Genomic DNA, 23,045 nt, shown 5'->3' on the forward strand with positions numbered 1-23,045 from the left:
CTGCAATCTCGAACGCTCGCTATCTGCCCTCGCCGACCAGTGACCGCAGCGCCTTCGTCACGGCGTCCGCGGCCGCTCGAACCTCGCTCACCCGGACGTACTCGCGGTCGGCATGGGCGACCGGCCCTTCGTCGTCGGCCAGCACACCGGGCCCAAAGACGACCGTCGGCGCGGGCGAGAAGTACGACGCCTCCGTCGCGGCCGTAAATGGACGAACGCCTCGCCCGGCGGCGTCGGCGAGCGTCCGCACGAGTTCGTGGTCGGGGTCGGTCGAGAACGCCTCCAGAAACGGCGTTTCGCGGTCGGCCAGCGCGAACGCGACGCCCACGTCGTCGGGGACGTGCACCCGAACGTGCGCTTCGAGCGCCGCCCGGTACTCATCGGCCGTCTCCGGCGGGACGCTGCGCCGGTCGACCGTAATCGAACAGTCGTCCGGAACCTGGTTCGTCGCCTCGCCGCCGGAGATGACCGTCGGCGTCAACGACGGCGCGCCGAGTTGGTCGTGGGTCGGCGGCGACGCCTCCGCCGCTTCGTCGTACGTCCGAATCGCTTCGAGCGCCCCCTCCGCGGCCGCGACGGCGTTGACCCCCGACGCGGATTCGGCGGCGTGGGCGTTCTCGCCGGAGAGTCGGACGGTGCCCTCGAATCTGCCCTTCGCGGCCGTACAGACGTCCAAGCCGGTCGGTTCGCCGACGATGTAGTAGTCGGCGTCGAGGTCGAGCGCGTGCGCGCCGGTCGAGAGGCTCTCCTCATCGGGCGTGACGGCGAGCGTCACGCTACCTCCGGCGTCGTCGGACTCGTCGGAGTCGCCGACGTCGACTGCGAAGAACCCCGCAAGCAGCGCGGCGAGCGGCCCTTTCGCGTCGCACGACCCGCGGCCGCGAATCACCTCGTCGTCGCCGCTGCCCACGCGCTCGTACGCGACGTGCGGCGAGACGGTGTCGATGTGCGTGTTGAGCACGACGCGGGGTGACCCATCGCCGCGCGAGGCCAGCGTGTTGCCGACATCGTCGACCGTCGCCTCAACGCCCTGTGCTTCGATCGTCTCGACGAGCAACTCGCGCATCGCCGTCACGTCTTCGTGGGTGTCGACGCGGACCGCCCGGTCGAGGAACGCGACTGGGTCGAACGCCCGCGTCTTCGAACTGCCGCCGCTCACTGCTCCGGACGCGCGGCGAGTCGTCCCCCGTACTCAGCTTCCACGGGGCCGCGGAGCGTCGCGCTCCCGCCGTCGGGCACAGTGATTTCGAGATCGCCGCCCGGCGGCGAGACGCGAATCAGGTCGTCGCCGTCGACGAGGCCAAGTCGCTTGGCGGCGGCGACGATGGCGACCGCGCCAGTCCCGCAGGAGCGGGTCTCGCCTTCGACGCCGCGCTCGAAGGTGCGCTGGCTGAAGCCGCCGTCTTCGTCGCGGGACGCGAGCGTCACGTTCGCTCCCTCGGGGAACGCGTCGGCGTGACGGACCGCGGGCGCGACGGCGTCGAGGTCGACCGCGTCCACGTTATCGACGAACGCGACGGCGTGGGGGACGCCCGTGTTGACCGCGGTGACTTCGAGGCCTTTGACTTCCTCGGCGACGAGTTTGTCGTCGCGGTCGGCCGCGAGTGGAACGTCTCTCGGCTCGAACGTTGGACGGCCCATCTCAACGGTGATGTCGGCCGAGTCGTCGCCGCCCGGTTTACCGCGGACGACGGCGCGCTTGGTCCCCGACTGCGTGTCTATCATGAACTCCGAGGCGTCGGTCCGAGCGGCCGCCCACGCCGCCGCGCAGCGCGCGCCGTTGCCGCACATCGCGGCGAAGGAGCCGTCGGGTTGGACGAGCGTCATCACGATGCGCGGGGGGTGGAAACGGTCTTCGAGCGCCAAGAAGAGGACGCCGTCGGCGCCGCGTCGGTCGTGTGCGCCGCTCTCGTCGGCGACGCCAGTCTCGCGATGGCAGTGGGCTTCGGCGAACGCGCCTCGGTAGGGGACCGGTTCGGTGCCGTCGACGACGACGAAGTCGTTGCCGGTTCCGTGGTACTTTTCGAACGATACGGTGTGGTCGAGTGCTGGGCTCATCGTGATTCTACCTCCGTGAGGTCCGTCAGGGTCTCGCGCCGCCGGACCAACGCGGCGTCTCCGCCTTCGAGTGCGACCTCCGCGGGTCGCGGTCGTGAGTTGTAGGTGCTCGCCATCTCGTAGCCGTACGCCCCCGCGTTGCCGACGGCGAGCAGGTCGCCCCGTTCGGGGCGCGGCAGGGGGCGGTTCTCGCAGAACACGTCCGAACTCTCGCAGATGGGACCGACGACGGTCGAACCGACCGTTCCCCGGGCATCTGCATTGTCGCTAGCGTCTGCGTCGTCGCGGTCGCTGCTTTCGGACGTGAGGTTCCGAATCGCGTGGTACGCGTCGTACATCGCGGGCCGGAGCAGCGTTGTCATCCCGGCGTCGACGCCGGTGACGACCGTCTCGGGCGTCTCCTTCACCGTGTTGACTCGCGTGAGGAGCACGCCCGCGTCGGCGACGACGTAGCGGCCGGGCTCGACCGCGAGCGTCGCGTCCAGGTTGCCAAGGGCCTCGCGCGTCGCCTCCGCGACGGCGGCCAGATCGAGCGCCGGTTCGGTCTCTAGATATGGAACGCCGAAGCCGCCGCCGACGTCGACGAACTCCAAGTCGACGCCGGCAGCCGAAACGTCGCGGGCGAGTTCGCCCATCCGGCGGACGAGTTCGCGGTGGTTCGCCAGATCGTCGCCGGAGATACCGCTGCCCGCGTGAGCGTGGATGCCAACGAGGTCGAACGCCTCGCTCGCGGATTCGACGAGGTCGACGGCACGGTCGTACGGGACGCCGAACTTCGCGTTCGCGCCGGTTTGCACCTTCTCGTGGTGGCCCGCGCCGACGCCGGGGTTGACGCGGACGCAGAGGCGGCCGTCGAAGCCGCGCTCGCGGAGTCTGTCGGCGGTGTCCGCCGCGCCGACCGTAATCGTGAGTTCGGGGTACTCGCGCCACGCGTCGACGACGTAGTCGAGGTCCGCGGCGGGTGGGTTGACAGCGGTGTACTGCACTTCGCTACCTGAAAAGCCCGCGCCGAGCGCCCGGTGTACCTCGCCCGCCGACGCGCATTCGGCGGGGAGCCCGGCGTCGCGGACGGTTTCGAGCACCGCCCGGCCGGTGTGGGCCTTCACCGCGTAGCGGACCTCGGCGTCGGGGAACGCGTCGCGCAGGCGAGTGCAGTTCTCCGCCACTCGGTCGAGGTCGGTGACGTACAGCGGCGTGCCGTGTTCTTCGGCCAGGGCTTCGAGGCGGTCGGCGTCCCAGTCGGCGAGTCGCCGGACTGCGGGGTTGTCGCCGCGGTCGCAGGCGTCGCGGTTTTCGTCGAGCGATGCGCCGCCGTCTGCGTCGCTCATTCCCGGAGCGCCTCCTCGCGACGGGTCGCGTCGAGGGTGTCGTCCTCGACGTCGAGCGCGACGACGGCGGGCTTGAACGCGCCGCCGGCGAACAGGGCGTGGTCGCCGATAGAGGATTCGACGAAGCGCGTGAACGCGCGGCGCTCCGGCGGCAGGTGGCCGTAGACGACCTCCTCCTCCACGAGGTCGTAGACGGGAATCCGGGGCGTCAGCAGCGTGTTCTCGCCGACGATGCTGTTCTCGCCGACGACGAATCCGGAGGTGACGCGGCAGCCGGCGCCGAGTGAGACGCCGTCCTCGACGACCACGGGTGCGTCTTCGACCGGTTCGAGCACGCCGCCGATGAGCGTGTTCGCGCCCAGCTTGACGTTCGCGCCGATTTGGGCGCACGACCCGACGGTGTCGCAGGAGTCGACGAGCGTGCCGTCGCCGACGTGCGCGCCGATGTTGAGGAACGCCGGACTCATGACGATGCAGTCGTCGCCGAGGTGCGCACCGCGGCGCAGTACGGTACCATCCGGCGTGTTTCGCGTACCGCGGTCGGCGAGATCGGCGGTGTCGCGTAGCGGCAACACGTCGTGGTACGTCACGCCGCCGTACTCTCTGGGTCGGGTCTCGCGCAGGCCGAAGTTGAGCAGGATGCCCCGCTTGACCCACTCGTTTGCCTCCCACGAGTCGAGCGACGAACCAGTCTTCTCGGCCGCCCGGACCTCGCCGGCTTCGAGTGCGTCGAGGAACGCGTCGAGCGCGTCCAACTCGTCGCTACCCGCCGTCTCGGCGTCGAGTTCGTCGTCGTCGTAGCGCTGCCACAGGTCGTCGATGTCAGATTCGAGCGTCGTCATCGTTCGTCGGAACCTCCGATTACGTCGGAAAAGTCGTACCGACCGGCCTCGCGACCGGCGAGCCACGCCGCCGCGTCGAGCGCTCCCGCGGCGAAGACGCCGCGAGAGCCGGCGCGGTGGGTGAGAGAAAGCACCTCGTGATTGCCGGCAAGCAGTACCTCGTGTTCGCCGGTCACGTTGCCCGCGCGGCGCGCGTGGACGCCGATTTCGCCCGTCTCTCTCGGCTGGTCACCCTCACGGCCGTGGACGCGTCCCGTCGTCTCGCGCTCGGCCTCGATGTCGTCCAAGATGGTGTTGGCCGTCCCGCTGGGGGCGTCGCGCTTGCCGTTGTGGTGGGTTTCGGTCACCTCGATGTCGTAGCCGGGGAGCGCCGACACCGCCTCGCGGACGGCCCGGCGGAGTCCGGCGATGCCGCGCGAGAAGTTCGCCGCCTTCAGCAGCGGAACCGACTGGCTGGCGTCTTCGAGTGCAGCTTCTTGGTCCTCGGAGAACCCGGTCGTGCCGACGACCACGGGAACGCCTGCCTCCGCGCACGCGGCGACGTACTCGACGCTCGATTCGGGGCCGGTGAAATCGACGAGCACGTCCGGGTTGCGTTCTGCGAGCAGCGACGGGAAGTCGGCGGCGGCTTCGATGGCGTCGTCTTCGGCATCCCCACCGTTGCGTGCGACGGCGAGCACGAGGTCAACGTCGTCGCGGCCGGCGGCCAGCTCTCGGAGTTCGCCGCCCATCCGACCGGTCGCACCCGTAATCGCGACTCGCGCGGTTCGGTCTCCTAGGTCGTCGCTGCCGTCACCGTCGTCGCCGCCTGTGCTCATCCGCTGGTCGCCTCCGCTTCGACCCCGCGCTGAAGATTGTCCAGCAGTTCCCGTAGGCGCTCGCGATGCTGCTCGGAGAGGCGGGTGAGCGGCGGCCGCAGGTCGGCGGGACCGTAGCCGCGCATCGCCATCGCCTCCTTCACCGGGATGGGGTTGGTCTCCACGAACAGCTGTCGAGTGAGCGGCCCGAGCTCGTGGTGAATCTCGCGGGCGCGGGCGTAGTCGCCGTCCAGCGCCGCCGAGACGAGTTCGACGGTCCGTTCGGGTTCGACGTTGGCGACGACGCTGATGGTACCGGTGCCACCAACTGAGAGGACGGGCAGAGTGAGACCGTCGTCGCCAGAGAGCACCGAGAACGCCTCGTCTCGGGTGCGTTCGACGACTTCCGAAATTTGATTCAGGTCGCCGCTGGCGGCCTTGTACCCCGCGATGTTCTCATGAGACGCGAGTTCGGCGACGGTGTCGACGGTCATGTTACGGCCGGTTCTGGAGGGGACGTTGTAGACGATCTGAGGGACGTCTACCTCGTCGGCGATGGTGCGGTAATGTTCGACCATCCCAGCGGGTTCGGGCTTGTTGTAGTACGGCGAGATGAGAAGCAGTGCGTCGGCCCCGGCGTCGGCGGAACGCCGCGAGAGTTCGAGCGCCTCGCGCGTCGAGTTTGAGCCGGAGCCGGCGATGACGGGTATCTCGACGGCGTCGACGACGGCTTCGACCACCTCGACGTGTTCGTCGTGGCTGAGGGTCGCGCTCTCGCCCGTCGAGCCGACGGGTACGAGACCGGAGACCCCGGCGGCTTCGAGGCGTCGGGCGTCGGTCTGCAGTTGTTCGAAGTCGATGCGTCCTTCGGAGGTGAACGGCGTCGTCATCGCCGGGTACACCCCGCGGAACTGGTCGGTTGTCATTGGTGCTGTGTGGTTGGTCGATAGAGACGGTGATGTATCGGTGCGCGTCGAAGCTCGCCCGGGACGGGGTCGCCACCCCCGCCGCGAGCAATCATGACGCGCGTTTTTTCAGAAAAGTCGGCTGCGTCGCTGTCAGGCGGCGTGTCCCGAGCGCGACGGCCGGTGATGTCACGTTCGCATGACGGTGTCTGTCCGATTTATACCTTACGTCGTGTGCTAATGCTGCCGTCCGCCGGTGAGCCACCGGCGGTCAGCACGGGTCGTCTCAGTTCGTCGTCCGAGAACAAGGGATTAAACCGAACCCCTCCGAGTATGGAGTCATGACCGAGATTCACCCGAATCAGCGCGTCGCCGTCCTGGTCGACGCGCAGAACCTCTACCACACGGCACAGAGTCTCTACTCACGAAATATCGACTACTCCTCGCTCCTCGAAAAGAGCGTACAGGGCCGTGAACTCACCCGCGCCATCTCCTACGTCATCCGCGCGGACGCACCCGACGAGGAACGCTTCTTCGAGGCGCTCGCCGACATCGGCTTCGAGACGAAGATAAAGGACATCAAGACGTTCGGCGACGGGTCGAAGAAGGCCGACTGGGACGTCGGCATGAGCCTTGACGCGGTGACGCTGGCGAGCCACGTCGACACCATCGTTCTCTGCACCGGCGACGGCGACTTCTCGCGTCTCTGCTCGCACCTGCGCCACGAGGGCGTCCGCGCCGAGGTGATGGCGTTCAAGCAGTCGACGGCCGAGGAACTCATCGAGGCGGCGGACTCGTTTTTGGACCTCTCGGAGCGACAGGAGACGTTCCTGCTCTGAGCAGCGACCGCTCCGCGAAGTCGAAGCGTTTTCGCCGCCCGCCGGTCAGACCCGAGTATGAGCGACACTGCGGACGTGGCGGACTTGCGCGTCGTGGCCGACTACCAGTTCGGTACGGGCGCTGGCGCGGCGCTGTTTCCCGAGACGGGCGACTTCGAGCTCCGGCGGACCAAGAGCGGCCGCCCTCGACAGGTGTACGACGGCGACGACAGAGTCGTCTCCTACGGCGTCGACGGCCGGTTCCGTCTCGGCGTCGCTGGCGGCCGACGGCTCACCGAGGCGCTCGACGCGCCCGCGTGTAGAGTCGTCGTCGGCGACGAGAGCGAACCGTTCGTCCGCGACGGCAAGAACGTCTTCGCGAAGTTCGTGCAGGCGGTCGGTGACGAGATTCGACAGGGCGACGAGGTCGCCGTCGTCCACGAAGAAGGCGCAGTATTGGCCGTCGGCCGCGCGGAGCTGTCGGCGTCGGCGATGCTCGACTTCGAGTCGGGGATGGCCGTGAAAGTCCGCGACGGGGCGGGCGAGGCGTAGTCGAGGCGAACCGAGGCGACAGTTAGAGGTACGGCGCGATGCCGAGCGCCTGCACGAGCGAGACGCCCGCGAGTAGCGACCCGACGAGGTAGCCGCCTATCGCGCCGCCGTTCAGGAGGGGCAGACCGGCGTGTGCGCGACCTTTCGCGACGGCCCACATCAGCACGCCGAGACCGAGGAACGTCCCGACCATCGCGGCGAGTGCCGGGAGGTTCAGCGCTGGAATCGCCCCGAATCCGAGTGTCGCTGCGGGCGAGAAGAACGCCGCGCTGGCGACGAGTACCGTCGGCATCACGGCGTCGCCGAGACCGATGAAGAACGCGTCGCGTCCGGCGTCGGTTTCGTTCTCCTCTGGTTTCTTCACTCCGTCACCGTCGGCGACGGCGCTCTTCTCAACGCTGTTCTCGTTCTCCCGCCCTTCGCTGTTCTCGCTCTCGTTCTCCCTCTCCTCGTCGCCCTCGTGAACGTCGCTCGCACCCGAGAAGTCGTCGTCGAGAAGTGAGTACGACAGCGACAGCGGGATGACCAGCACGACGGGAACGCGGAGGTCCATAACGCCCTCTGCGAGGCTGAGCATGTGTTCGGTGCCGTAGACGCTGATCGCGTCGTAGACAGCGAGCACGGCGAGGAGCACGATTGCCGGGAGGACGCCGAAGCTGATTCCGAAGAGACCCGCCGCGCCCGCGCCCATCAACACCCCAGCGGTGTCGACGACGTACCACTCCGGATAGAAATAGAGCGCCAGCGAGACGCCCGCGGCGAGACCGAGCGTCAAGAGGTCGAGGTAGCCCGCGCCTGTCTGGACGACGAGCGTCGGCGGGACGACGGCGCTGAACACGTACCACGAGAGCAAGCCGCTGCTGAACAGGACGAGCGCGCGGACGGTCCACGCGGCGTCGTAGCGGAACGCCAGAAGCATCCCGGCGGTGGCGACGAGAATCGCGCCGATGTAGACGAAGCTATTCGTTGGGTCAGAGGGGTTCTCGACCGCCTGATAGCCCGCCGCGTCGAACGTCGGGACGAGCGCGAGCGCCCCTAACTGGACGAGGAGGAAGACGAGCGCGGCGAACGCGGTGCCGCGGAGGGTGCGAGGGTTCATCGACGACCGGTTAGTACGCGGACGGTTTGGTGGTTCCGCTTGGCGGCGCGCGGCGGAAAACCGGTCGAGAGAGCGAACTCACCGCGCGTAGAGCTTCGTGCCGACCATCGACGGAAGCTTCGCGCGGTCCTTCGGCGTCACAGCGACGTAAGGTGCGTCGACCGGGCCGAATACGTCGACGATGCGGCCCGCCGCAGAGAGGTTCTCGTCGACGACGCTGGTGCCGATTCGCGGGTCGTCGTCGCCCTCCCAGCGGACGATTGCGAGCCCTTGTGCCGTCCGGGAGACGGTGCCAACGCGTTGCATCAGTCGCGGAGGATGCCGACGTAGGCGGCGACAGCCTGGACGAGGTCGTTCTTGGTGGCGTCGTCGGCGCCCTGCACGAGGACGCAGCCGCGGGTCTCGTACTCCCGGGAGTACGACTTGTCGCGCTCGATGACGGCATCGTAGCCGACCTGCTGGACGGCTTTCGCGATTTCGTCCACGGTGGGGTCTTCGACGGCGGCCTTCAGCGGGACGCGCCGCCCCTCCGAGCGAGTCTTCTCCGCGTCGAGATAGGCGGGCCAGATGACGTTTTCGACCATGGTCGGAGTGTACGCCCCGGGAAAAAGACGGTTGTGGTCGCGCTTCGGGTTTCGGGTTTCGCGGTTCGTCGTCGGTCGCGGTCGATGGTCGAGAGTTGGCGGTCGCTCGGCTACGAGCGTCGTGCCAACAGCGCAGCGACGACGAGAGCCGCGACGGAGGCGGCGACGCCGAAGCCGGGTCCGGTCGTGTTCGTCGTCTCCGCGTCGGTCTCACCGCCGTCCGCGGCGGCGGGCGTTTCGGGCGACTGCTCGGTCAACTCCCCGGGTTCGTCGGTCGAATCGGCGGAACTGGTCTCGGCGCTCGCATTCGCGCTCGCCTCAACCTCCGAGCGGGTGACGAACGCCGGGTCGGCGTCGGGGTGGAATCCGTTCGTCATGTTCCGCACCGCGTAAACGACGCTCCGCGGCGCAGGCTGGTTGAGGTAGTTCTGGTCGACGACAACGGTCCGGTTGTTCTCACCGGCGGCGGTGCTGGCGTACGGTTCGGTCGTCACGTACCGCTTCGCGTCGGCTTCCGTCTGGACGAGCAGTATCTCGGGGTTCGCTTCGACGACAACCTCGTCGCTCACCTGCGGATAGCCGCTCAGTCCTCGCTCGGCGGCGACGTTCGACCCGCCGGAGGCGTTTATCATCGCACTGATGAACGTGTCCCCGCCGGCGACGTAGCCGCCACCGAGCGGGTAGAGCACTGTGGGTCGCTCGGCGTCGGCCGTCGCGTTCTCGGCAGCGTCGACGTTCTGGGTCATCCACGCGTTCGTCTCGACCGCGCCCTCGCAGTTACCGGTGAGTTGGCCGATGAGGGTGGTCTTTTCACGGACGTCCTCGACGGTCTTCGCCTCGGGCATGTAGAACACTGTCAGTCCGGAGTTGCGGAGCGCGTCGACCGTCTCGACGGGTGTCGCGTTCGGCGCGAGCACGAGGTCGGGGTTCGTGCCGACGACCTTCTCGTTGTTCACGCCGAAGCCGGCAGCGGAGACGTTCGTTCGACTCTCCGCGCCGTCGAGGTAGAGCGCGAACTGCGAGACGCCGACGACCTGGTCTTTCCCGCCGATCTCCCACATCGTCTGAGCGGCGCTCGGGGTGAGCGTCGTCACGCGCTCGGGGCGCTCATCTACCGTCACTTCGGTTCCCGTCGCGTCCGTCGCGGTGAAGGGGAACGAACAGTCGGCCTGCACCGCCGGAGAGATGCCGTGACCGGCGTCCGCGGCGCCGACTCCTGCAGCCGCTGGCGCTGTCGTCGCCGCCGCCGTCGCGGGCGCGACGAGCGAGAGGACAACGAGAACCGTGAGAATCGTGGATACTGTCTGTCGCATCGTACTCGAACCGAGCCACTAATCCAATAAGTATTTGCCTACTGCAAGCAGGCTTTCGTAATAGATGCGAATCGCGATACGCACAGGCGTCTGGTCGGCCGCGCTGTTCGGCGCTCTCGTGGGCGTCGTCCTCGTCAGCGCCGGCGTCGGCCCGGTCGCCATCGAACCGCTGACCGTCGCGAAGGCGACGCTCAACGCCGTCGTCGTCCCCTCGTCGCTCTCGCTCGGTCAGTCGACCGTCGGGGGCGTCGCCCTCCCGACCCCCGCCGTCGGCTACTCGTACCCGTTTGCCTTCCCCGTCGAGGAGACCCACCAGGTCATCGTGACGACGATTCGTCTCCCGCGCATCCTGCTGGGTGCCGTCGTCGGGTTCGCGCTGGCGACGGCGGGCGTCGTGATGCAAGGCTTCTTCCGGAACCCGATGGCCGACCCCTCCATCATCGGCGTCTCCTCCGGCGCGGCCGTCGGTGCCGTCGCCTTCCTCGTCGCGCCGTTCGCGCTCCCGTTCGGTCTCGGCCTGCAGGGGGCGGCGTTCGTCGGCGCGCTTCTCACGGCGTTCGGTGTCTACCTCATCGCCAGCGAGAACGGTCGGACGCCCGTCGCGACGCTACTCCTGGCGGGCGTCGCCGTCCAGACGTTTCTCGGCGCGGTCATCTCGTTCATGCTCCTGCACAGCGGCGAGAGCCTCCGACAGGTCGTCTACTGGCTGATGGGCCACCTCGACAACGCCTCGTGGGGCGACGTGGGCGTCGCCGCGCTCGTCGTCCCGCCGCTGTTTCTCCTGCTCCTCGCCTATGGCCGCGACCTCAACGTCCTGCTCTTGGGCGAGGAGGACGCCCACAGCCTCGGCATCGAAGTCGAGCGGACGAAGCGGATACTGCTGGCGGTGTCTAGTCTCGTCACGGCGGCGGCCGTCGCCGTCTCCGGGGTTATCGGCTTCGTCGGTCTCATCGTCCCGCACGTGATGCGTCTCGTCGTCGGCCCGGACCACCGGATTCTGCTGCCGACGAGTGCGCTCGCGGGCGCGGCGTTTCTCGTCGCCACCGACACGCTCGCGCGGTCCGGTACTGCCGAACTCCCGGTCGGCGTCGTCACCGCGGCGCTGGGCGCGCCCTTCTTCCTCTACCTGCTCCGGACGCAGGAGGTGCGCTCGCTGTGAGCGACGACGGCGGCGAACCGAACACGGCGATTCGCGTCGAGAACCTCGCGGTCGAACTCGGCGGCGTCTCGATACTTGACGGGGTGGACGCGACGGTCGACCGTGGCACGTTCGTCGGACTCGTCGGGCCGAACGGCGCGGGGAAGACGACCCTCCTGCGCTCGTTGTCGGGGTTGGTTCGCCCCGCCCGCGGGTCGGTCGCCGTCGACGGCGTCCCCATCGACGGCCTCTCATCGAAGGCGGTCAGCCGACTCGTCGCGACGGTTCCGCAGGACACGTCGCTCTCGTTCGACTTCGACGTGCGCGAGACGGTCGCGATGGGTCGGTCGCCGCATCTCGGTCGGTTCGAGCGGTTCGGTCCAGAGGACGAGCGTGCCGTCGAGGAGGCAATGGCGCGAACCGACGTGACGCAGTTCGCCGAGCGGTCGGTGACGACGGTCAGCGGCGGTGAGCGACAGCGAGTGTTGCTCGCGCGGGCGCTGGCGCAGGACGCGCCCGTCCTCCTCTTGGACGAACCGACCGCGAGCCTCGACATCAACCACCAGGTACGGACGCTCGAACTAGTCCGCGACCTCGTCGCGGGCGGGAAGACGGTCGTCGCCGCCATCCACGACCTCAACCTCGCCGCGCACTACTGCGACGAACTCCTCCTTTTGGGCGACGGACGGGTGCTGGCCGCGGGCGCCCCCGACGCGGTACTCACGGAGTCGAACCTCGAGACAGCCTTCGGCGCCAACGCCGTCGTCTCCCGGCACCCGGTGACGGGGTCGGTGTACGTGACGGCGCTGCCCGACGACCACCGCGGCGACCGGGAGGGCCGCGTCCACGTCGTCGGCGGCGGCGGGAGCGCCGCCCGCCTGCTCTATCTGCTCAGCGCCGCGGGCTACGACGTGTCTGTAGGCGCGCTCAACGAGGGCGACTCCGACACCGAGACGGCCCGCAGTCTGGGACTGGACGCGGTGACTGTGCCGCCGTTCGCGGCCGTCGAAGACGAGGCACGAGCGGCGGTCGAGCGCCGAATCCACGAGGCCGACGTCACGGTCGTTGCCGACGTAGAAGTCGGCGAGGGCAACCGGGCGAACCTCGAGTCGGTCCGCGCGGCGTCGTCGCTCGTCCTCGTCGAGGAACGCCCCTTCGCGGAGCGCAACTACGCCGGGACCGACGCCGCCGAGACGTACGCGGCGCTCCGGGAGCGGGCGACGGTGGTCTCGCCGAGTCGTGTCGTCGGCGCGGTGGCCGCCGCGGTCAGCGAGTCGTCGGCGTCTTCGGGTTCGTCCCGCTCCCCTCAGTCGTCCCGCTCGTCCCACTCGTCGGCGCCTTCCGAGTCGTCTCCGGCATCGCGCTCCTCGGACCAGCGGTCGTAGAGCGCGTCGCCCACGACGGAGCCGACGATACCCGGGAGGAGAAACAGCGACCCGAGGAAGACGGCGACGATACTCAACCACCGCGAGAGCGGGTCGGTCGGGGGCCAGAGCAGCGGTAGCCACTGCACGACGAACTCCCAGAAAAGCACGACGAGCAGGAGCGACAGCAGCGTCGTACAACCGAGACGGACGGCGAGGCGTCTCGCGGACGGACCGGGCTGCGGTTCGGGGAACTCGAACTCGTCTGCCACGGTCGGATTTTGTGCGCCACCGATATAACCGACACGTGACGCTCGGGGCGAGAGAGCATAGGTGGCGACGAGACGCGCGAAGCGTCAGCCTTACTCGCCGTCGGGAAGACCTCTCCGATAATGACGGTGCCCTGCGTACGCGTGCCCGCCTCCGCGGGCGAGGAGACCCGACAGGCGCTCGTCGAGGCGGGCGTCGTCGACCACGGTCACGACATCGTCGCCGACGACGGCGTGCTCTACATCCCCGTGACCGACGCAGAGGAGGTCCCGCCCGACTACGAGGTGGTCGACCGCGACGTCCCCGCCCGGCGACAACAGCAGACTCCCGCCGACCTGCTCGGCTTCGAACCCTCCTACGAGCGACTCGGCGACGTGGTCATCGTCGACGAGGAGGACCCCGAGCGCGCCCGCGCCGTCGCCGACGCGGTGATGGAGTCCGACGTCCGCGCGAAGACGGTGGTCAACCGCGCCTCGAAGATTCGGGGCGAACTCCGCGTCCGCGACTGGGAGGTGCTCGTCGGCGACGCTCCCGGCGAACCCACGGGAAGCGGCGGGACTCCGTCTCGCCCGCCGACCGAGACGGTCCACCGCGAGTACGGTTACGAGTTCCTCCTCGACATCGCCACGGTCTACTTCTCGCCGCGACTGGCGACGGAACGCCACCGCGTCGTCGAACAGGTCGAGGCAGGCGAGCGCGTCTTCGACATGTTCGCCGGGGTCGGACCGTTCGCGGTTCCGTTCGCCGACGCGGGCGCTGAGGTGGTCGCCGTCGACCTGAATGAGGCGGCCGTCGAGTACCTGCACGAGAACGCCCGACGAAACGGCGTTTCGGATCGGCTGACGGCGGTTCACGGCGACGTGACCGAAGTGGGGCGGGAGTACGAGAACTGGGCCGACCGAATTGTGATGAACCTCCCGCACAGCGCCGACGAGTTCATTGACACCGCCGTCGCCGTCGCGGGCGACGACTGCGTCGTTCACTACTACGACATCCAGCACGAGGACGACCCGTTCGGTCCCGGTGAGCGGGCGATTCGCACCGCCGCCGAACCCGAGTACGAGGTAACCGTGCTGAACGAACGCGTCGTACGGTCGTATGCGCCCCACGAGTACAACGTTTGTCTGGACGTTCGGCTGTCGCGGTGACCGCGCGCCGGCGTCGCACAGAGCGTCTCGTTTCGGAACCCTTATTGGCCCGATGGCGGTACGTTTGGATGCGTAATACACCACGCCGGTGTAGCTCAGCTGGCAGAGCGATTCCTTCGTAAGGAATAGGCCGAGGGTTCAAATCCCTCCACCGGCTTCCATTCTGCGACGAACTTCGTGAGGAGCGAAGCCCGCCAGAGCCGCTTCGCACGGTGAACAGTTCGAATCCAGCATCCCGATCTCAGATACGAGGCGTCGCCAAGAGACTGTCCTTGGCCGGAGGCCGTGTTCTCGTGGTGAGCGATGGTTGCACGGAGGCTTGATGCGCACGGTCGTCGCTCGTTGAGATGACAATTGAGATCCGGATGTTCGATTAAGTGTCCTCGTTGACAAATTACATACCTATAGTCTTAGGGCCGCCACTGATGAGGGTCCCGGGATGATGTTCTATCGGCGAGTGAAGTTGCACCGAGCAGATGCTCGCTTCAGAGGCACCCAAAAGGGAGAGGTGTGTCAGACCCACGGGGCCCGCAGTGGTGTGTCAGAACCAACGTTTCCCGTGGGGGAGTGCCGCTACTCCAGTACGCAGTAAGTCCTTCCTGACCATATAACACTGTCCAAATTTGCTTTCCAGTGGACTCTTCTCAAGTATATCCACTCACACTCCAGAGAGCGCCGGTCGACCTCGCAGCGACGACGTTTCCGGGTACTCGAAGAGGTGTGTCGGGAAGTTGACTTCTTCACTTCGTCGCCACAGAACGGACAGTCGTCAGTCTCGCCGATAATATGTAGATTGGTAATGGCGACCGTCAAAAGAAGTCTGTCCGTGTGCCTACTACGGGGCAGACCCCTTTCTCGGAGTCGCCACTGATGAGACACTGCCGTACTATAAGCGCTTATCGGATACGCTAAAAGGAAACGTGTAATTCGGTGAGAACGGCGTGTCTGACCGGGTTTAATCGTTCAGGGTGATGTCGGCGACCCCATTTTTGGTGACCAACACATCGTATCCACAGTAGGTGAACTCCACTCGGATGTCGGATTCGGTCCTCTCGTCCAGCAAGATGGTCTCCAGCGCGTCCGGGTCAACGACTTCGTACAGCGGTGGGTCGAGGTTCTTCGGCTCGGTGTTCTCACACTCAGCCACCCGGTGTATCACTTCCTTTGTGATTGACACGGGTGATGATAGGCTCATACACTGCTCTATGCGGAAAGAACTTACAAAAAGTATGGGACAGTCGTTCCCGCTGAATTGAATTGTACCGGCGCGGTCACACGCGGTTGAGCGAAAGCATACGCTCACAACGTTGTGGAAGGGCCCATCCACTCTGCCCACTAAGAGAACAGCAGTAGATGGCTGGGTTCGCCGAGCAGCGTCGCGAGTACGCTCTGAAAACGCCATGCCGGTTGGTGGCTGTACGGCCTGTCACGACTGCGGCAGGCTTGCTTGGAGTTAACGTAGACACCGGATAATTTATCTCATCTTGTTTCCTACAGTCTTATGTGCCTACTACGGGTAAAATTCCACAACCAATCACCTCGCCGGGCATCTCGGTCCCGACGTACGCGATAGACCTGACGGAAGCGATGGCCGATGGGGAAACGTCTACGGCTATCATCATGTCGATCGCGGCCATCGAGGGACGCGACCCGCTCGACCTCGACCCGATGTTTGGCGATATCGAGACCGATTCGCTGAACATGATGTTCAAGTCCCAGTCGACCAGTCTGTCCGTGGGGTTCATCACGAACGGATGGGACGTCCAACTCTACGGGTCGGGCGAGGCCGTTTTCGAGCGTGAGATTTCGCTGCCAGAGGCTTCCGAGTCGCAGTCGGAGAGACCGACCGCGTAGCAACGCCATTACGTTTCGGTACCCGACTACAGATACGATAAGCTCTCAGCTCGAAAATCGTTCAGTTGGTCGGCTCCCGTTGCGGCTTGCGGTCTTTCCGTCTGGCATCGACTAATCGCTGGAGCCACTCGACCTGTTCCTCGCTGATTCCGTCTTCGACCGTGGTTCGTGGAGGATTGCCGAGTTTGAGTTCTTCGCTCGGTCGCCGAGGGTGTCTTTTTGTGCGGCTCGGCTCCCGGTGAGGTGTAACCGCTGTCATCTATGTATTTCTAACTCAGCTAGTGAAAAATAAAACTTACCCAGACGAGAACTGGTCGGCGGTTCGCATCGGCGAGTTAGCTAATCGCCGCAACCGACCACGTGAGAGAACACGTACTCGTTGCGGCCGACAGGTCTGAGGAGTCCGTGCGTCCCATAGAGCACGCCTTCGGCCTCGGAGACGCTGTCGTCACCGCTAGCACGGTCTTCGACCCGTTCGACATCGACCCGCCTGCCTGGAGGAGGATCTCATCCACTGCGACCCGTGACGATACACTGGCAGAGCCAGTGGTACTTCGGTAGAGACGCTACAGTCGGCCCGCTCGCGAAATTCCGAATCGAACCCGCTTCGTCCGGTCAAGGCCACTCGTACGGTAGTTCGTCGCGGTTTCGCTCGACGAGGTCGAGCAGCGGCGTCGCCTCGTCGAACAACACTCCCGGCCGAACGACCTCGTTCTCTCGGTCCCAGTCGACGAACCCAGCGCGGTCGAGTTCCGGCAGGTGGACATGGTACAGCTGCTCTCTGTCGTTTTCGGTGCCGACTTCGGCAATCAGGCGCTCGGTGTAGACCTCCTCTCCGTCGGGCGCAACCCGGTTCACGAACGTGAGGACTCGACGGCGGGTTGGGTCGCTCAACGCGGTCAGGAGTAGGTCGAGGACGGGCAAACGGTTCTGAGGATCATCCATGGAGTTTTCGTTCGGTGACTCTCTACGAGTGAGTTCGACGCCGGTATGTATCAACATTGCGTGTCTTCAAATAACTAACTTAAATTCTTAACAGTACGAAAATGAAATTCTGATGACTATCTTCGAGGCGCGAAGAGGTCACTCAAACGTCAGCGCTCCTCCGTCGCGAATCGACCTGTGCCGCGGGCCGAGCGACGCCCCCGATGCAGACGGTTTATGCGGGCGTGTCGCCGATTCCGACCATGCTCACGTTCATCGGACTCGGTCTCTACGACGAGCAGTCGATAACCGTCGAGGGACGGGAGGCGCTTCGGCGCGCAGATCGAGCGTTCGCGGAGTTCTACACCAGCAAACTCATCGGGACGACGGTTGAGGAACTCGCCGACCACCACAGCGTCGACATCGAGGTTCGCGACCGGGCGGGCGTCGAGCAGGACGCCGAGGCGATTCTCGATGCCGCTGAAGACGGCGAGGCGGCGTTTCTCACCGCCGGGGACACGATGATCTCGACGACGCACGTCGACTTGCGCCTGCGGGCGCACGAGCGCGGCATCGAGACGCGAATCGTCCACGGCGTCACCGCGCAGTCGGCGGCGAGCGGACTCACCGGCTTGCAGAACTACCGGTTCGGAAAAGCGACGACGCTGCCGTTTCCGTACGCCCACGGCGCGGACGGCACCCCTCGGAGCGTCGTCGACACCTTCGAGGACAACCGCGAGCGCGGCCTCCACACGCTCGTCTACCTCGACATCAAGGTCGGCTACGAGCGCGCCGGGGTCGACGCCGAGGACGAGTATATGACCGGCGACTTCGCCGCTGGGGAGTTCGCCCGCGACTGGGACGGCGACGCGCTGGGGGTCGTCGTCGCCCGCGCGGGGAGTCCCGACCCCGTCGTCGCCGCCGACCGCCTCTCGGCGCTGGCCGAGCGTGAGTTCGGCGACCCGCTGCACATGCTCGTCATCCCCGCGTCGCTGCACGATCTGGAGGCTGAGGCGCTGGAGTCGTTCGGCGGAGTGCCGTCGGAAGTCGTCGACGAAAACACGTACTAAGCACGACGAGACGAGATCGACAGCGGTAACGCGTCGATTCAGGTTAGTTTGCTACCGGTCACCATCACCTTTGTTGGCGTTGCCATCGCCGCCCTCGCCGCCATTGTACTCACCGTCGCTATCGACACGCCCGCCGTCGGGTCGCATCTGTCGCCGCGTCTCGGCGTTTTGCGAGACGTCGAGTGCGCCGTGGAGGTCGTACTCTTCTCGCGTCAGCATGTACAGCACGTCCTCGATGACGGTGAGTAACTCGGGGAGTTCGCGGATGACGAGGTAGGTGATGCCGACGAGCGCGACGACGGCGAGCAATTGGCTGATGACGCGGTCCGAGAGGAAAAATGACACCATGTACGGGTCCGACGAGCCGAACAGCAGCAGCACCTCGTCGACGAACCACTGCATGTACTGCTTGCCGAAGACGATGCCGATGAACGTCGTCCGAAGCAGGTTCAGCGCGTAGATAATGGGGATGGCGATGGCGAGCGCGCGGATTTTTCGACCCAGCGGCGCGCGGACGGCGGCGATGAGACCCGCGAAGATGGCCATGCTCCCGATGCCAGTGCAAGCGAGGACGACGGAGAACTCCAGATTGTGGCCGTCGGAGTGGACGAACCGGAACGTATTGTCGTATCCCTCCGGGCCGACGATGGGCGTCGGGTGGTAGCCGAGCAGGTTGATGAGGTAGCCGGTCTGGGCGGCGACGATTTCGACGAGCACCTCGCGCGGGGAGGGGATCGTTGTCGCGCCGACGGTTATCGCTGGAATCGTCTCGAAGGGGAGGTAGACGACACCCATCACCGCGACGGCGCGCGAGAGCACGAACAGCGTGTCGCGGCCGCGATGCAGCAACAGCCCCGCGTAGAGGCTGAGCGGGACGGCCGCGAGGCTGAGAACTCCCTCGATGTAGGATTTGTGCTCAAACGCGAAGTGCGGGAACAGATTGAGCCAGAACAGCGCGAAAGCGACCCACGCGCTCACCATCGTGTAGCGTGCGAGGCGTACGTTGGCGCGCTCGAACAGCGCGCCGCCGACGAATAACGCGATGGCGACCCACGCGAGGGGGTCGGAGGGAACGACGCCGGGCATACCCGTATCCTTCGCGTGCGCCGATAAATCCCTTGTCGTCTGTGATAGGGCGGGCGCACGAACGGTTTCGGTGACTGAGTGTCTCGAGTACCGGACGACGCAGCCGTCGCTCGTGGGTATAAGTTCGATAAAGGAAGAAGGGCCGGGAACGGTCCCGGTGGTTCAGCGTTTAACGCTCGAAAGCAGACTCGTTAGAGTCTACTTTAGTTGTCGCGGCGGACCGCGAGGAGCGCAGCGGCGATGAGCGCGATGAGAGCGACGATGACACCGAAGCCGGGGGTGTCAGTTTCCGTGGTCTGCTCTCCACCAGTCGTGGTCTCCTCGGGGGTTTCCTCGGTGGTCGTTTCCGTGGTTTCCTCGGTGGTGGTTTCCGTCGTCGTCGTCTCAGTCGTCTCGGTGGTGGTCGTCGTCTCGCCACCAGTCTGCGTGCCGTTCACGATGGTCGCGTCGTACTCGGTGTCGCCAGCGAAACCAGAGCCGTCCTGGTCGTTGAGCGACAGCGTGAAGTTCGTACCTGCTTCGAGGTCAGAGAAGTCGAAGGACGCGTTGAACGTGCCGTTCTGACTGACCGTCGTAGTCTGCGTTTCGACGAACGTGTTAGATGCACCGGACTCACTCTGCGCGCGGATGCGGATCTCGGAGCCAGGCGCGATCGAGGTCTCGCCCTCGACCGTACCGTTCTCGGAGGCAGCAACCTCAACGACATCGTTGTCGTTGGTGTTGAGCGTTGCCTCACGGTCGACAACCTCGAAGGTCGAACCGACAGTGACGTCGTCATCTTCGACAAGGTCGCCACTTGCAGTCAGCGAGACGTTGAATTCTTTACCGCTGTCGAACGTGACGGTGTCACCGTTCTCGCGGGTGAGCTCTTCAGATTCCGTGTCGACGACGACGAAGAGGTTGTTGTTCTCGTCGTCGAGAACAACGTCCTCTGCGGTCAGCTCAGTCGATGCAGCCTCACGGTTTGCACCGGGGTTCATCTCCTCAACGGTGATGGTAAGGTCGTCCGTGTCGCCACGTTCGAGAGCTCCGAAGAAGCCGGAACCCTGAATCTGGACGACTGCGATGTCGTCTTCAGCGACCGTGTCGGACTGCGTGATTTCGCCGTTCTCGATAGCTTCGAGGACGTCTTCACGCGAATTATCGCTGTCAACTGCACCAGCGGGCGCAGTCCACGACTGAGCATCCTGGATGGAGCTCTCCGTCACAGCGAGAGTACTAACGTCCGTCGAGTCGACATCGCTGTCGTCAGCGAAACCGGACGGACCTGCTTCGATGTCGTAGTTGGCCGTGTCGAGAATGCCAGAAACACCGATGTTGCTCTCGTTGTTGAAGGCGGTGACAGACGAGTCGTCGTCGCCCGAGAGACCGTAGTTGTTCGCTTCAGTCGGGTTGTACGTGTTGATGGTGACGTTCGCAACGCCGTCCTCGTCCTCGTCGACGACGGTAGCGTTGACGACGTAGCCGTCGTCGTTGCTACCGATGAGGATGTCGGCTTCTGTCGTGTCATCCATCTGGACCTGGAAGGTCGCGGTGTCACCGGATTCGACGTTCACGCTGTTCGGGAGCGAGACAGACTGGGTGACTTCCTCAACCTCAATGGACGTGGAGTCCTCTGCGGTCGTATCAGCGACCGAGAACGTGAAGTTGTACTGGCCAGGGCTGACATCAGAGAAGTCAGCCGTGTAGTCATCGCCCTTGTTGAAGTTCTGGAGGACAACGTCGCCGTCGTCGTTCTCAGTGACCTGGAAGTCTTCCGCTCCAGGGCTTTCGACTTCGTTACCCTCGAAGAGGGCGGCGATCTCGTCGTTGTCTAGGCCCTCTGCTTCGACGACGAGGTCGAACTCGGATCGAACGGCGGAGTCAACGTTGAGCTCCGTCTCGCTGCCCTCGTCAATCGTCTCCTCCTCGAAGGAGGCAGAGATGTCCTGCTCCGTGACGTCGAAGGAAGCGCTGCTGAGAGTGGTACCAGATTGGTCACTATCAACAGTCCCGTCAGTCACCGAGAGAGGCGTACCACGGTTGTCAGCCTCAACGAGTGCGTAGGAACCGGTTCCGAGGGAACTGGTGTCGATGATGGCCGAACCGTCTGCATCCGTAGTGAACGAGTAGACGGTCGAACCGAGGGAGCCGTCATCAACGGTACGAATTTGGTAGCTTACTTCTGTACTTTCACCGCTGTCAACGTAGAGCTCCTGACCCTGGTAAAACAGACTCCCAGAATTGAGGTCTGAATCAGCGTCAGCAGCATTTGCCGCAGCAGCCGTTCCTGCAAACGCGACGGTCCCCGCGAAAACGGAGAACACCATCAGCGCAGCAAGGAATACTGCACGGAACTTCTGTGTTGTTTGTGTCATGGTTTTGTGCTTAGTCGGCGACAACCACTTTCGCCCGTGCCTGGATACCGAAACGCCCAGCGGAGTGCCGGACTTGGCGAGGGATACTCGTCGATGCCACCATGGGTAGGGGTACGCTCAAATGCTTATCCTCTCATTATAAATGCTTTGTGGTAAATAACGGGATTTGTCAATCAGTCACACGGCCGAATTCAGGAGGGAGAGCGCCTCTGCTGCAGATACAGGGTTAAGTATTTTGTGTCTGACTTCTTCAATTGTTGATAGCTCCAATCCGAGGTTTTACCGCCTGACACCCGAAAAACCGGAGGTTTACCGGAATATGCGAAAAGTGGGTCGTCGAGGCGGGTGCCGGATTAATTTCTAAACCAAACTGTGTGGTTCGGTGGACGTTCGTCTCAATTATCGTGTACATCGAGGTCCGCGTTCGGCTGCGTGTATATGTCTACGTGTACGCGTGGACGACCATACTTGGTCCGCACCACGAAGAATCGGGATTCCGCCTGCGAGAGGGCGGAGCGAAACTACGCCAGGTCGCGACCACGTCGAGAACGGCGAGTTAATTATGCTGGGAACAGCGAGTCGGCGTCGAAGTCGCGCTCCAGTACCTCTATCTCGTGGCCGTCGGGATCCGTCGTGAACGCGTACTTGTTGTCGCACGAGGCGGGGTCGCGGTAGTCGTCGGCCTCGCGCTCTATCAGCGTCTCCCAGTACTCGGAGAGTTCGTCGGCGCGGACAGCGAGGTGGCCCCACGCGTCGCCCATCTCGTAGCTGCGGCCGTCGTAGTTGTACGTCAGTTCGACGGCCATCGCTTCTTCCGCGCTTCCCTCGGGCTTCACGAAGTAGTTCGCGAAGGTGTCGGACTCCCAGCGCCCAGTGTGCTGGTACTCGAACTTCCGCGTCCAGAAGCCGAGCGCCTCGTCGGCGTCCTCGACGCGGATCATCGTGTGGTCGAGGCTCCAGCGCGCGCCGAGCTCCGGGTCGCGCTTGACGATCTCTATCTCGTGGCCGTCGGGGTCTTTGACGAACGCGTACCGTCCGCCGCAGGACTCGGGGTCGCGGTAGTCCTCGACGCCGTTGTCCATCAGTTCCTGATAGGCGTCTTCGAGTTCGCCCTCGGGCACGCGCACGGCGATGTGTCCCCACGCGTCGCCAACGTCGTACTCGTCGGTGTTGTGGTTCTCGGTCAGTTCGAGCATCGCGCCCTCTTCGTGCATCTCCTCGGGACCGATGTAGACGTTGGTGAACGTGTCGGCCTCCCAGCGGTCCTTCTCCTCGTAGTTCAGGTTCGTCTTGTACCACTCGAGCGACTCCTCCAAGTCGCCGACGCGGATCATCGTATGATCGAGTACTCCGGACATATCTGGGGGAAGGGTCGGAACGTCGAAAAGAATACCGGAGGCGGAACCGCCTCGCCGGTGCAATTCGAATGACCGTCCCGTCTTCGCGACTCGGTCGGCACTCCCCATATAGTCGATCCTCTCCATGGTCGACGCCCCATACAGTCAGTTCACCGTATAGTCGTCTCACCGTATAGTCGA

At 65.1% G+C, this 23,045-nt stretch carries 23 protein-coding genes, 1 tRNA gene and 1 pseudogene; 8 read left to right on the plus strand and 17 right to left on the minus strand.

Features of this window, described 5'->3' with window-relative positions; translation table 11 throughout:
* Positions 1–19: 19 nt before the first annotated feature.
* From LAQ58_RS09945 to dapA, 6 genes are read right to left on the minus strand one after another with little or no spacing between them, the layout of a single operon-like run.
* Positions 20–1,159 carry a M20 family metallopeptidase gene (locus LAQ58_RS09945; protein WP_224447289.1) on the minus strand — a complete coding sequence of 380 codons (1,140 nt, stop codon included), beginning with the start codon at positions 1,157–1,159 and terminating at the stop codon, positions 20–22.
* A complete protein-coding gene (gene dapF / locus LAQ58_RS09950; RefSeq protein ID WP_224447290.1) occupies positions 1,156–2,058 on the minus strand; it encodes a diaminopimelate epimerase in 903 nt (300 codons plus the stop codon). Before dapF ends, LAQ58_RS09945 begins: the two co-directional genes overlap by 4 nt.
* On the minus strand, positions 2,055–3,386 hold the full coding sequence (gene lysA / locus LAQ58_RS09955) for a diaminopimelate decarboxylase (RefSeq protein ID WP_224447291.1): 1,332 nt from the start codon (positions 3,384–3,386) through the stop codon (positions 2,055–2,057). The genes dapF and lysA overlap by 4 nt, the downstream gene beginning before the upstream one ends.
* On the minus strand, positions 3,383–4,228 hold the full coding sequence (locus tag LAQ58_RS09960) for a 2,3,4,5-tetrahydropyridine-2,6-dicarboxylate N-succinyltransferase (RefSeq protein ID WP_224447292.1): 846 nt from the start codon (positions 4,226–4,228) through the stop codon (positions 3,383–3,385). Before LAQ58_RS09960 ends, lysA begins: the two co-directional genes overlap by 4 nt.
* Positions 4,225–5,046, minus strand: a complete 822-nt coding sequence (gene dapB / locus LAQ58_RS09965) for a 4-hydroxy-tetrahydrodipicolinate reductase (protein ID WP_224447293.1) — start codon at positions 5,044–5,046, stop codon at positions 4,225–4,227. Before dapB ends, LAQ58_RS09960 begins: the two co-directional genes overlap by 4 nt.
* A complete protein-coding gene (gene dapA, locus LAQ58_RS09970; protein ID WP_224447294.1) occupies positions 5,043–5,951 on the minus strand; it encodes a 4-hydroxy-tetrahydrodipicolinate synthase in 909 nt (302 codons plus the stop codon). The genes dapB and dapA overlap by 4 nt, the downstream gene beginning before the upstream one ends.
* A 320-nt stretch (positions 5,952–6,271) precedes the next feature.
* Here dapA and LAQ58_RS09975 point away from each other — a divergent pair, with 320 nt between their 5' ends.
* Both LAQ58_RS09975 and LAQ58_RS09980 read left to right on the plus strand, forming a co-directional pair.
* Positions 6,272–6,769, plus strand: a complete 498-nt coding sequence (locus LAQ58_RS09975; RefSeq protein WP_224447296.1) for a LabA-like NYN domain-containing protein — start codon at positions 6,272–6,274, stop codon at positions 6,767–6,769.
* A gap of 57 nt (positions 6,770–6,826) precedes the next feature.
* Complete coding sequence (locus tag LAQ58_RS09980) at positions 6,827–7,300, plus strand: PUA domain-containing protein (RefSeq protein ID WP_224447297.1); 474 nt, start codon at positions 6,827–6,829, stop codon at positions 7,298–7,300.
* A gap of 22 nt (positions 7,301–7,322) precedes the next feature.
* Here the strand turns inward: LAQ58_RS09980 and LAQ58_RS09985 are convergent, their stop codons facing one another.
* The 4 genes from LAQ58_RS09985 to LAQ58_RS10000 all read right to left on the minus strand — a co-directional run bounded on the left by LAQ58_RS09985 (position 7,323) and on the right by LAQ58_RS10000 (position 10,296).
* Positions 7,323–8,399 carry a presenilin family intramembrane aspartyl protease PSH gene (locus LAQ58_RS09985; protein WP_224447299.1) on the minus strand — a complete coding sequence of 359 codons (1,077 nt, stop codon included), beginning with the start codon at positions 8,397–8,399 and terminating at the stop codon, positions 7,323–7,325.
* Between the two features lie 78 nt (positions 8,400–8,477).
* Positions 8,478–8,705: an H/ACA ribonucleoprotein complex subunit GAR1 gene (locus LAQ58_RS09990; protein WP_224447300.1), complete on the minus strand. Its 228-nt coding sequence runs from the start codon at positions 8,703–8,705 to the stop codon at positions 8,478–8,480.
* Positions 8,705–8,983: a signal recognition particle subunit SRP19 gene (gene srp19 / locus LAQ58_RS09995; RefSeq protein ID WP_224447301.1), complete on the minus strand. Its 279-nt coding sequence runs from the start codon at positions 8,981–8,983 to the stop codon at positions 8,705–8,707. The genes LAQ58_RS09990 and srp19 overlap by 1 nt, the downstream gene beginning before the upstream one ends.
* A gap of 110 nt (positions 8,984–9,093) precedes the next feature.
* Positions 9,094–10,296: a PGF-CTERM-anchored ABC transporter substrate-binding protein gene (locus tag LAQ58_RS10000; protein ID WP_224447302.1), complete on the minus strand. Its 1,203-nt coding sequence runs from the start codon at positions 10,294–10,296 to the stop codon at positions 9,094–9,096.
* A 64-nt stretch (positions 10,297–10,360) separates the two neighbouring features.
* On the opposite strand from LAQ58_RS10000, the gene btuC reads away from it, so the two are divergent.
* Both btuC and LAQ58_RS10010 read left to right on the plus strand, forming a co-directional pair.
* Positions 10,361–11,455, plus strand: coding sequence for a vitamin B12 ABC transporter permease BtuC (gene btuC / locus LAQ58_RS10005; RefSeq protein WP_224447304.1), 1,095 nt, complete (start codon positions 10,361–10,363; stop codon positions 11,453–11,455).
* Positions 11,452–12,819, plus strand: coding sequence for a heme ABC transporter ATP-binding protein (locus tag LAQ58_RS10010; RefSeq protein WP_224447305.1), 1,368 nt, complete (start codon positions 11,452–11,454; stop codon positions 12,817–12,819). Before btuC ends, LAQ58_RS10010 begins: the two co-directional genes overlap by 4 nt.
* Here the strand turns inward: LAQ58_RS10010 and LAQ58_RS10015 are convergent.
* On the minus strand, positions 12,741–13,070 hold the full coding sequence (locus LAQ58_RS10015) for a hypothetical protein (RefSeq protein ID WP_224447306.1): 330 nt from the start codon (positions 13,068–13,070) through the stop codon (positions 12,741–12,743). The two genes, LAQ58_RS10010 and LAQ58_RS10015, sit on opposite strands and share 79 nt — an antisense overlap.
* Before the next feature lie 120 nt (positions 13,071–13,190).
* On the opposite strand from LAQ58_RS10015, the gene LAQ58_RS10020 reads away from it, so the two are divergent.
* Positions 13,191–14,216, plus strand: a complete 1,026-nt coding sequence (locus tag LAQ58_RS10020; RefSeq protein WP_224447307.1) for a class I SAM-dependent methyltransferase — start codon at positions 13,191–13,193, stop codon at positions 14,214–14,216.
* Between the two features lie 84 nt (positions 14,217–14,300).
* Positions 14,301–14,373: transfer RNA gene (locus LAQ58_RS10025), tRNA-Thr, on the plus strand.
* 798 nt (positions 14,374–15,171) lie between these two features.
* On the opposite strand, the gene LAQ58_RS10030 is transcribed toward LAQ58_RS10025, so the two are convergent.
* The gene (locus tag LAQ58_RS10030; RefSeq protein ID WP_224447308.1) at positions 15,172–15,411 is read right to left on the minus strand and encodes a HalOD1 output domain-containing protein; all 240 of its coding nucleotides are present in this window, start codon (positions 15,409–15,411) and stop codon (positions 15,172–15,174) included.
* A gap of 308 nt (positions 15,412–15,719) precedes the next feature.
* Between LAQ58_RS10030 and LAQ58_RS10035 the strand changes: the two genes are divergently transcribed.
* Positions 15,720–16,070: a HalOD1 output domain-containing protein gene (locus tag LAQ58_RS10035; RefSeq protein ID WP_224447310.1), complete on the plus strand. Its 351-nt coding sequence runs from the start codon at positions 15,720–15,722 to the stop codon at positions 16,068–16,070.
* Positions 16,071–16,685: 615 nt separating this feature from the next.
* Here LAQ58_RS10035 and LAQ58_RS10040 read toward each other — a convergent pair.
* Positions 16,686–17,015: a DUF7344 domain-containing protein gene (locus LAQ58_RS10040; RefSeq protein WP_224447311.1), complete on the minus strand. Its 330-nt coding sequence runs from the start codon at positions 17,013–17,015 to the stop codon at positions 16,686–16,688.
* A gap of 242 nt (positions 17,016–17,257) precedes the next feature.
* Between LAQ58_RS10040 and dph5 the strand changes: the two genes are divergently transcribed.
* Positions 17,258–18,064, plus strand: a complete 807-nt coding sequence (gene dph5, locus LAQ58_RS10045; RefSeq protein WP_224447312.1) for a diphthine synthase — start codon at positions 17,258–17,260, stop codon at positions 18,062–18,064.
* A gap of 51 nt (positions 18,065–18,115) precedes the next feature.
* On the opposite strand, the gene artA is transcribed toward dph5, so the two are convergent.
* From artA to LAQ58_RS10065, 4 genes and pseudogenes are all read right to left on the minus strand, one after another.
* A complete protein-coding gene (gene artA, locus LAQ58_RS10050) occupies positions 18,116–19,150 on the minus strand; it encodes an archaeosortase A (protein WP_224447313.1) in 1,035 nt (344 codons plus the stop codon).
* 203 nt (positions 19,151–19,353) lie between these two features.
* Entirely contained in the window at positions 19,354–21,153 is a 1,800-nt protein-coding gene (locus LAQ58_RS10055) for a BGTF surface domain-containing protein (protein WP_224450152.1), read from the minus strand.
* A 288-nt stretch (positions 21,154–21,441) separates the two neighbouring features.
* A pseudogene (locus LAQ58_RS19090) lies at positions 21,442–21,507 on the minus strand (surface glycoprotein); the annotation flags it as partial.
* A 560-nt stretch (positions 21,508–22,067) separates the two neighbouring features.
* Positions 22,068–22,865 carry a VOC family protein gene (locus LAQ58_RS10065; protein WP_224447315.1) on the minus strand — a complete coding sequence of 266 codons (798 nt, stop codon included), beginning with the start codon at positions 22,863–22,865 and terminating at the stop codon, positions 22,068–22,070.
* Between the last annotated feature and the right edge of the window lie 180 nt (positions 22,866–23,045).

The organism is Haloprofundus salilacus (assembly GCF_020150815.1).
Lineage (GTDB): Archaea > Halobacteriota > Halobacteria > Halobacteriales > Haloferacaceae > Haloprofundus > Haloprofundus salilacus.

What these genes read in the sequence shown, in the direction of transcription:
- dapF (WP_224447290.1), bottom strand. Translation starts at nt 2,058, where the DNA reads ATGAGCCCAGCACTCGACCACACCGTATCGTTCGAAAAGTACCACGGA.
- LAQ58_RS09980 (WP_224447297.1), top strand. Translation starts at nt 6,827, where the DNA reads ATGAGCGACACTGCGGACGTGGCGGACTTGCGCGTCGTGGCCGACTAC.
- LAQ58_RS10065 (WP_224447315.1), bottom strand. Translation starts at nt 22,865, where the DNA reads ATGTCCGGAGTACTCGATCATACGATGATCCGCGTCGGCGACTTGGAG.
- dapA (WP_224447294.1), bottom strand. Translation starts at nt 5,951, where the DNA reads ATGACAACCGACCAGTTCCGCGGGGTGTACCCGGCGATGACGACGCCG.
- artA (WP_224447313.1), bottom strand. Translation starts at nt 19,150, where the DNA reads ATGCCCGGCGTCGTTCCCTCCGACCCCCTCGCGTGGGTCGCCATCGCG.
- lysA (WP_224447291.1), bottom strand. Translation starts at nt 3,386, where the DNA reads ATGAGCGACGCAGACGGCGGCGCATCGCTCGACGAAAACCGCGACGCC.
- LAQ58_RS09960 (WP_224447292.1), bottom strand. Translation starts at nt 4,228, where the DNA reads ATGACGACGCTCGAATCTGACATCGACGACCTGTGGCAGCGCTACGAC.
- btuC (WP_224447304.1), top strand. Translation starts at nt 10,361, where the DNA reads ATGCGAATCGCGATACGCACAGGCGTCTGGTCGGCCGCGCTGTTCGGC.
- LAQ58_RS10000 (WP_224447302.1), bottom strand. Translation starts at nt 10,296, where the DNA reads ATGCGACAGACAGTATCCACGATTCTCACGGTTCTCGTTGTCCTCTCG.
- LAQ58_RS10020 (WP_224447307.1), top strand. Translation starts at nt 13,191, where the DNA reads ATGACGGTGCCCTGCGTACGCGTGCCCGCCTCCGCGGGCGAGGAGACC.
- LAQ58_RS09990 (WP_224447300.1), bottom strand. Translation starts at nt 8,705, where the DNA reads ATGCAACGCGTTGGCACCGTCTCCCGGACGGCACAAGGGCTCGCAATC.
- LAQ58_RS10040 (WP_224447311.1), bottom strand. Translation starts at nt 17,015, where the DNA reads ATGGATGATCCTCAGAACCGTTTGCCCGTCCTCGACCTACTCCTGACC.
- dph5 (WP_224447312.1), top strand. Translation starts at nt 17,258, where the DNA reads ATGCTCACGTTCATCGGACTCGGTCTCTACGACGAGCAGTCGATAACC.
- LAQ58_RS09975 (WP_224447296.1), top strand. Translation starts at nt 6,272, where the DNA reads ATGACCGAGATTCACCCGAATCAGCGCGTCGCCGTCCTGGTCGACGCG.
- dapB (WP_224447293.1), bottom strand. Translation starts at nt 5,046, where the DNA reads ATGAGCACAGGCGGCGACGACGGTGACGGCAGCGACGACCTAGGAGAC.
- LAQ58_RS09985 (WP_224447299.1), bottom strand. Translation starts at nt 8,399, where the DNA reads ATGAACCCTCGCACCCTCCGCGGCACCGCGTTCGCCGCGCTCGTCTTC.
- LAQ58_RS10030 (WP_224447308.1), bottom strand. Translation starts at nt 15,411, where the DNA reads ATGAGCCTATCATCACCCGTGTCAATCACAAAGGAAGTGATACACCGG.
- srp19 (WP_224447301.1), bottom strand. Translation starts at nt 8,983, where the DNA reads ATGGTCGAAAACGTCATCTGGCCCGCCTATCTCGACGCGGAGAAGACT.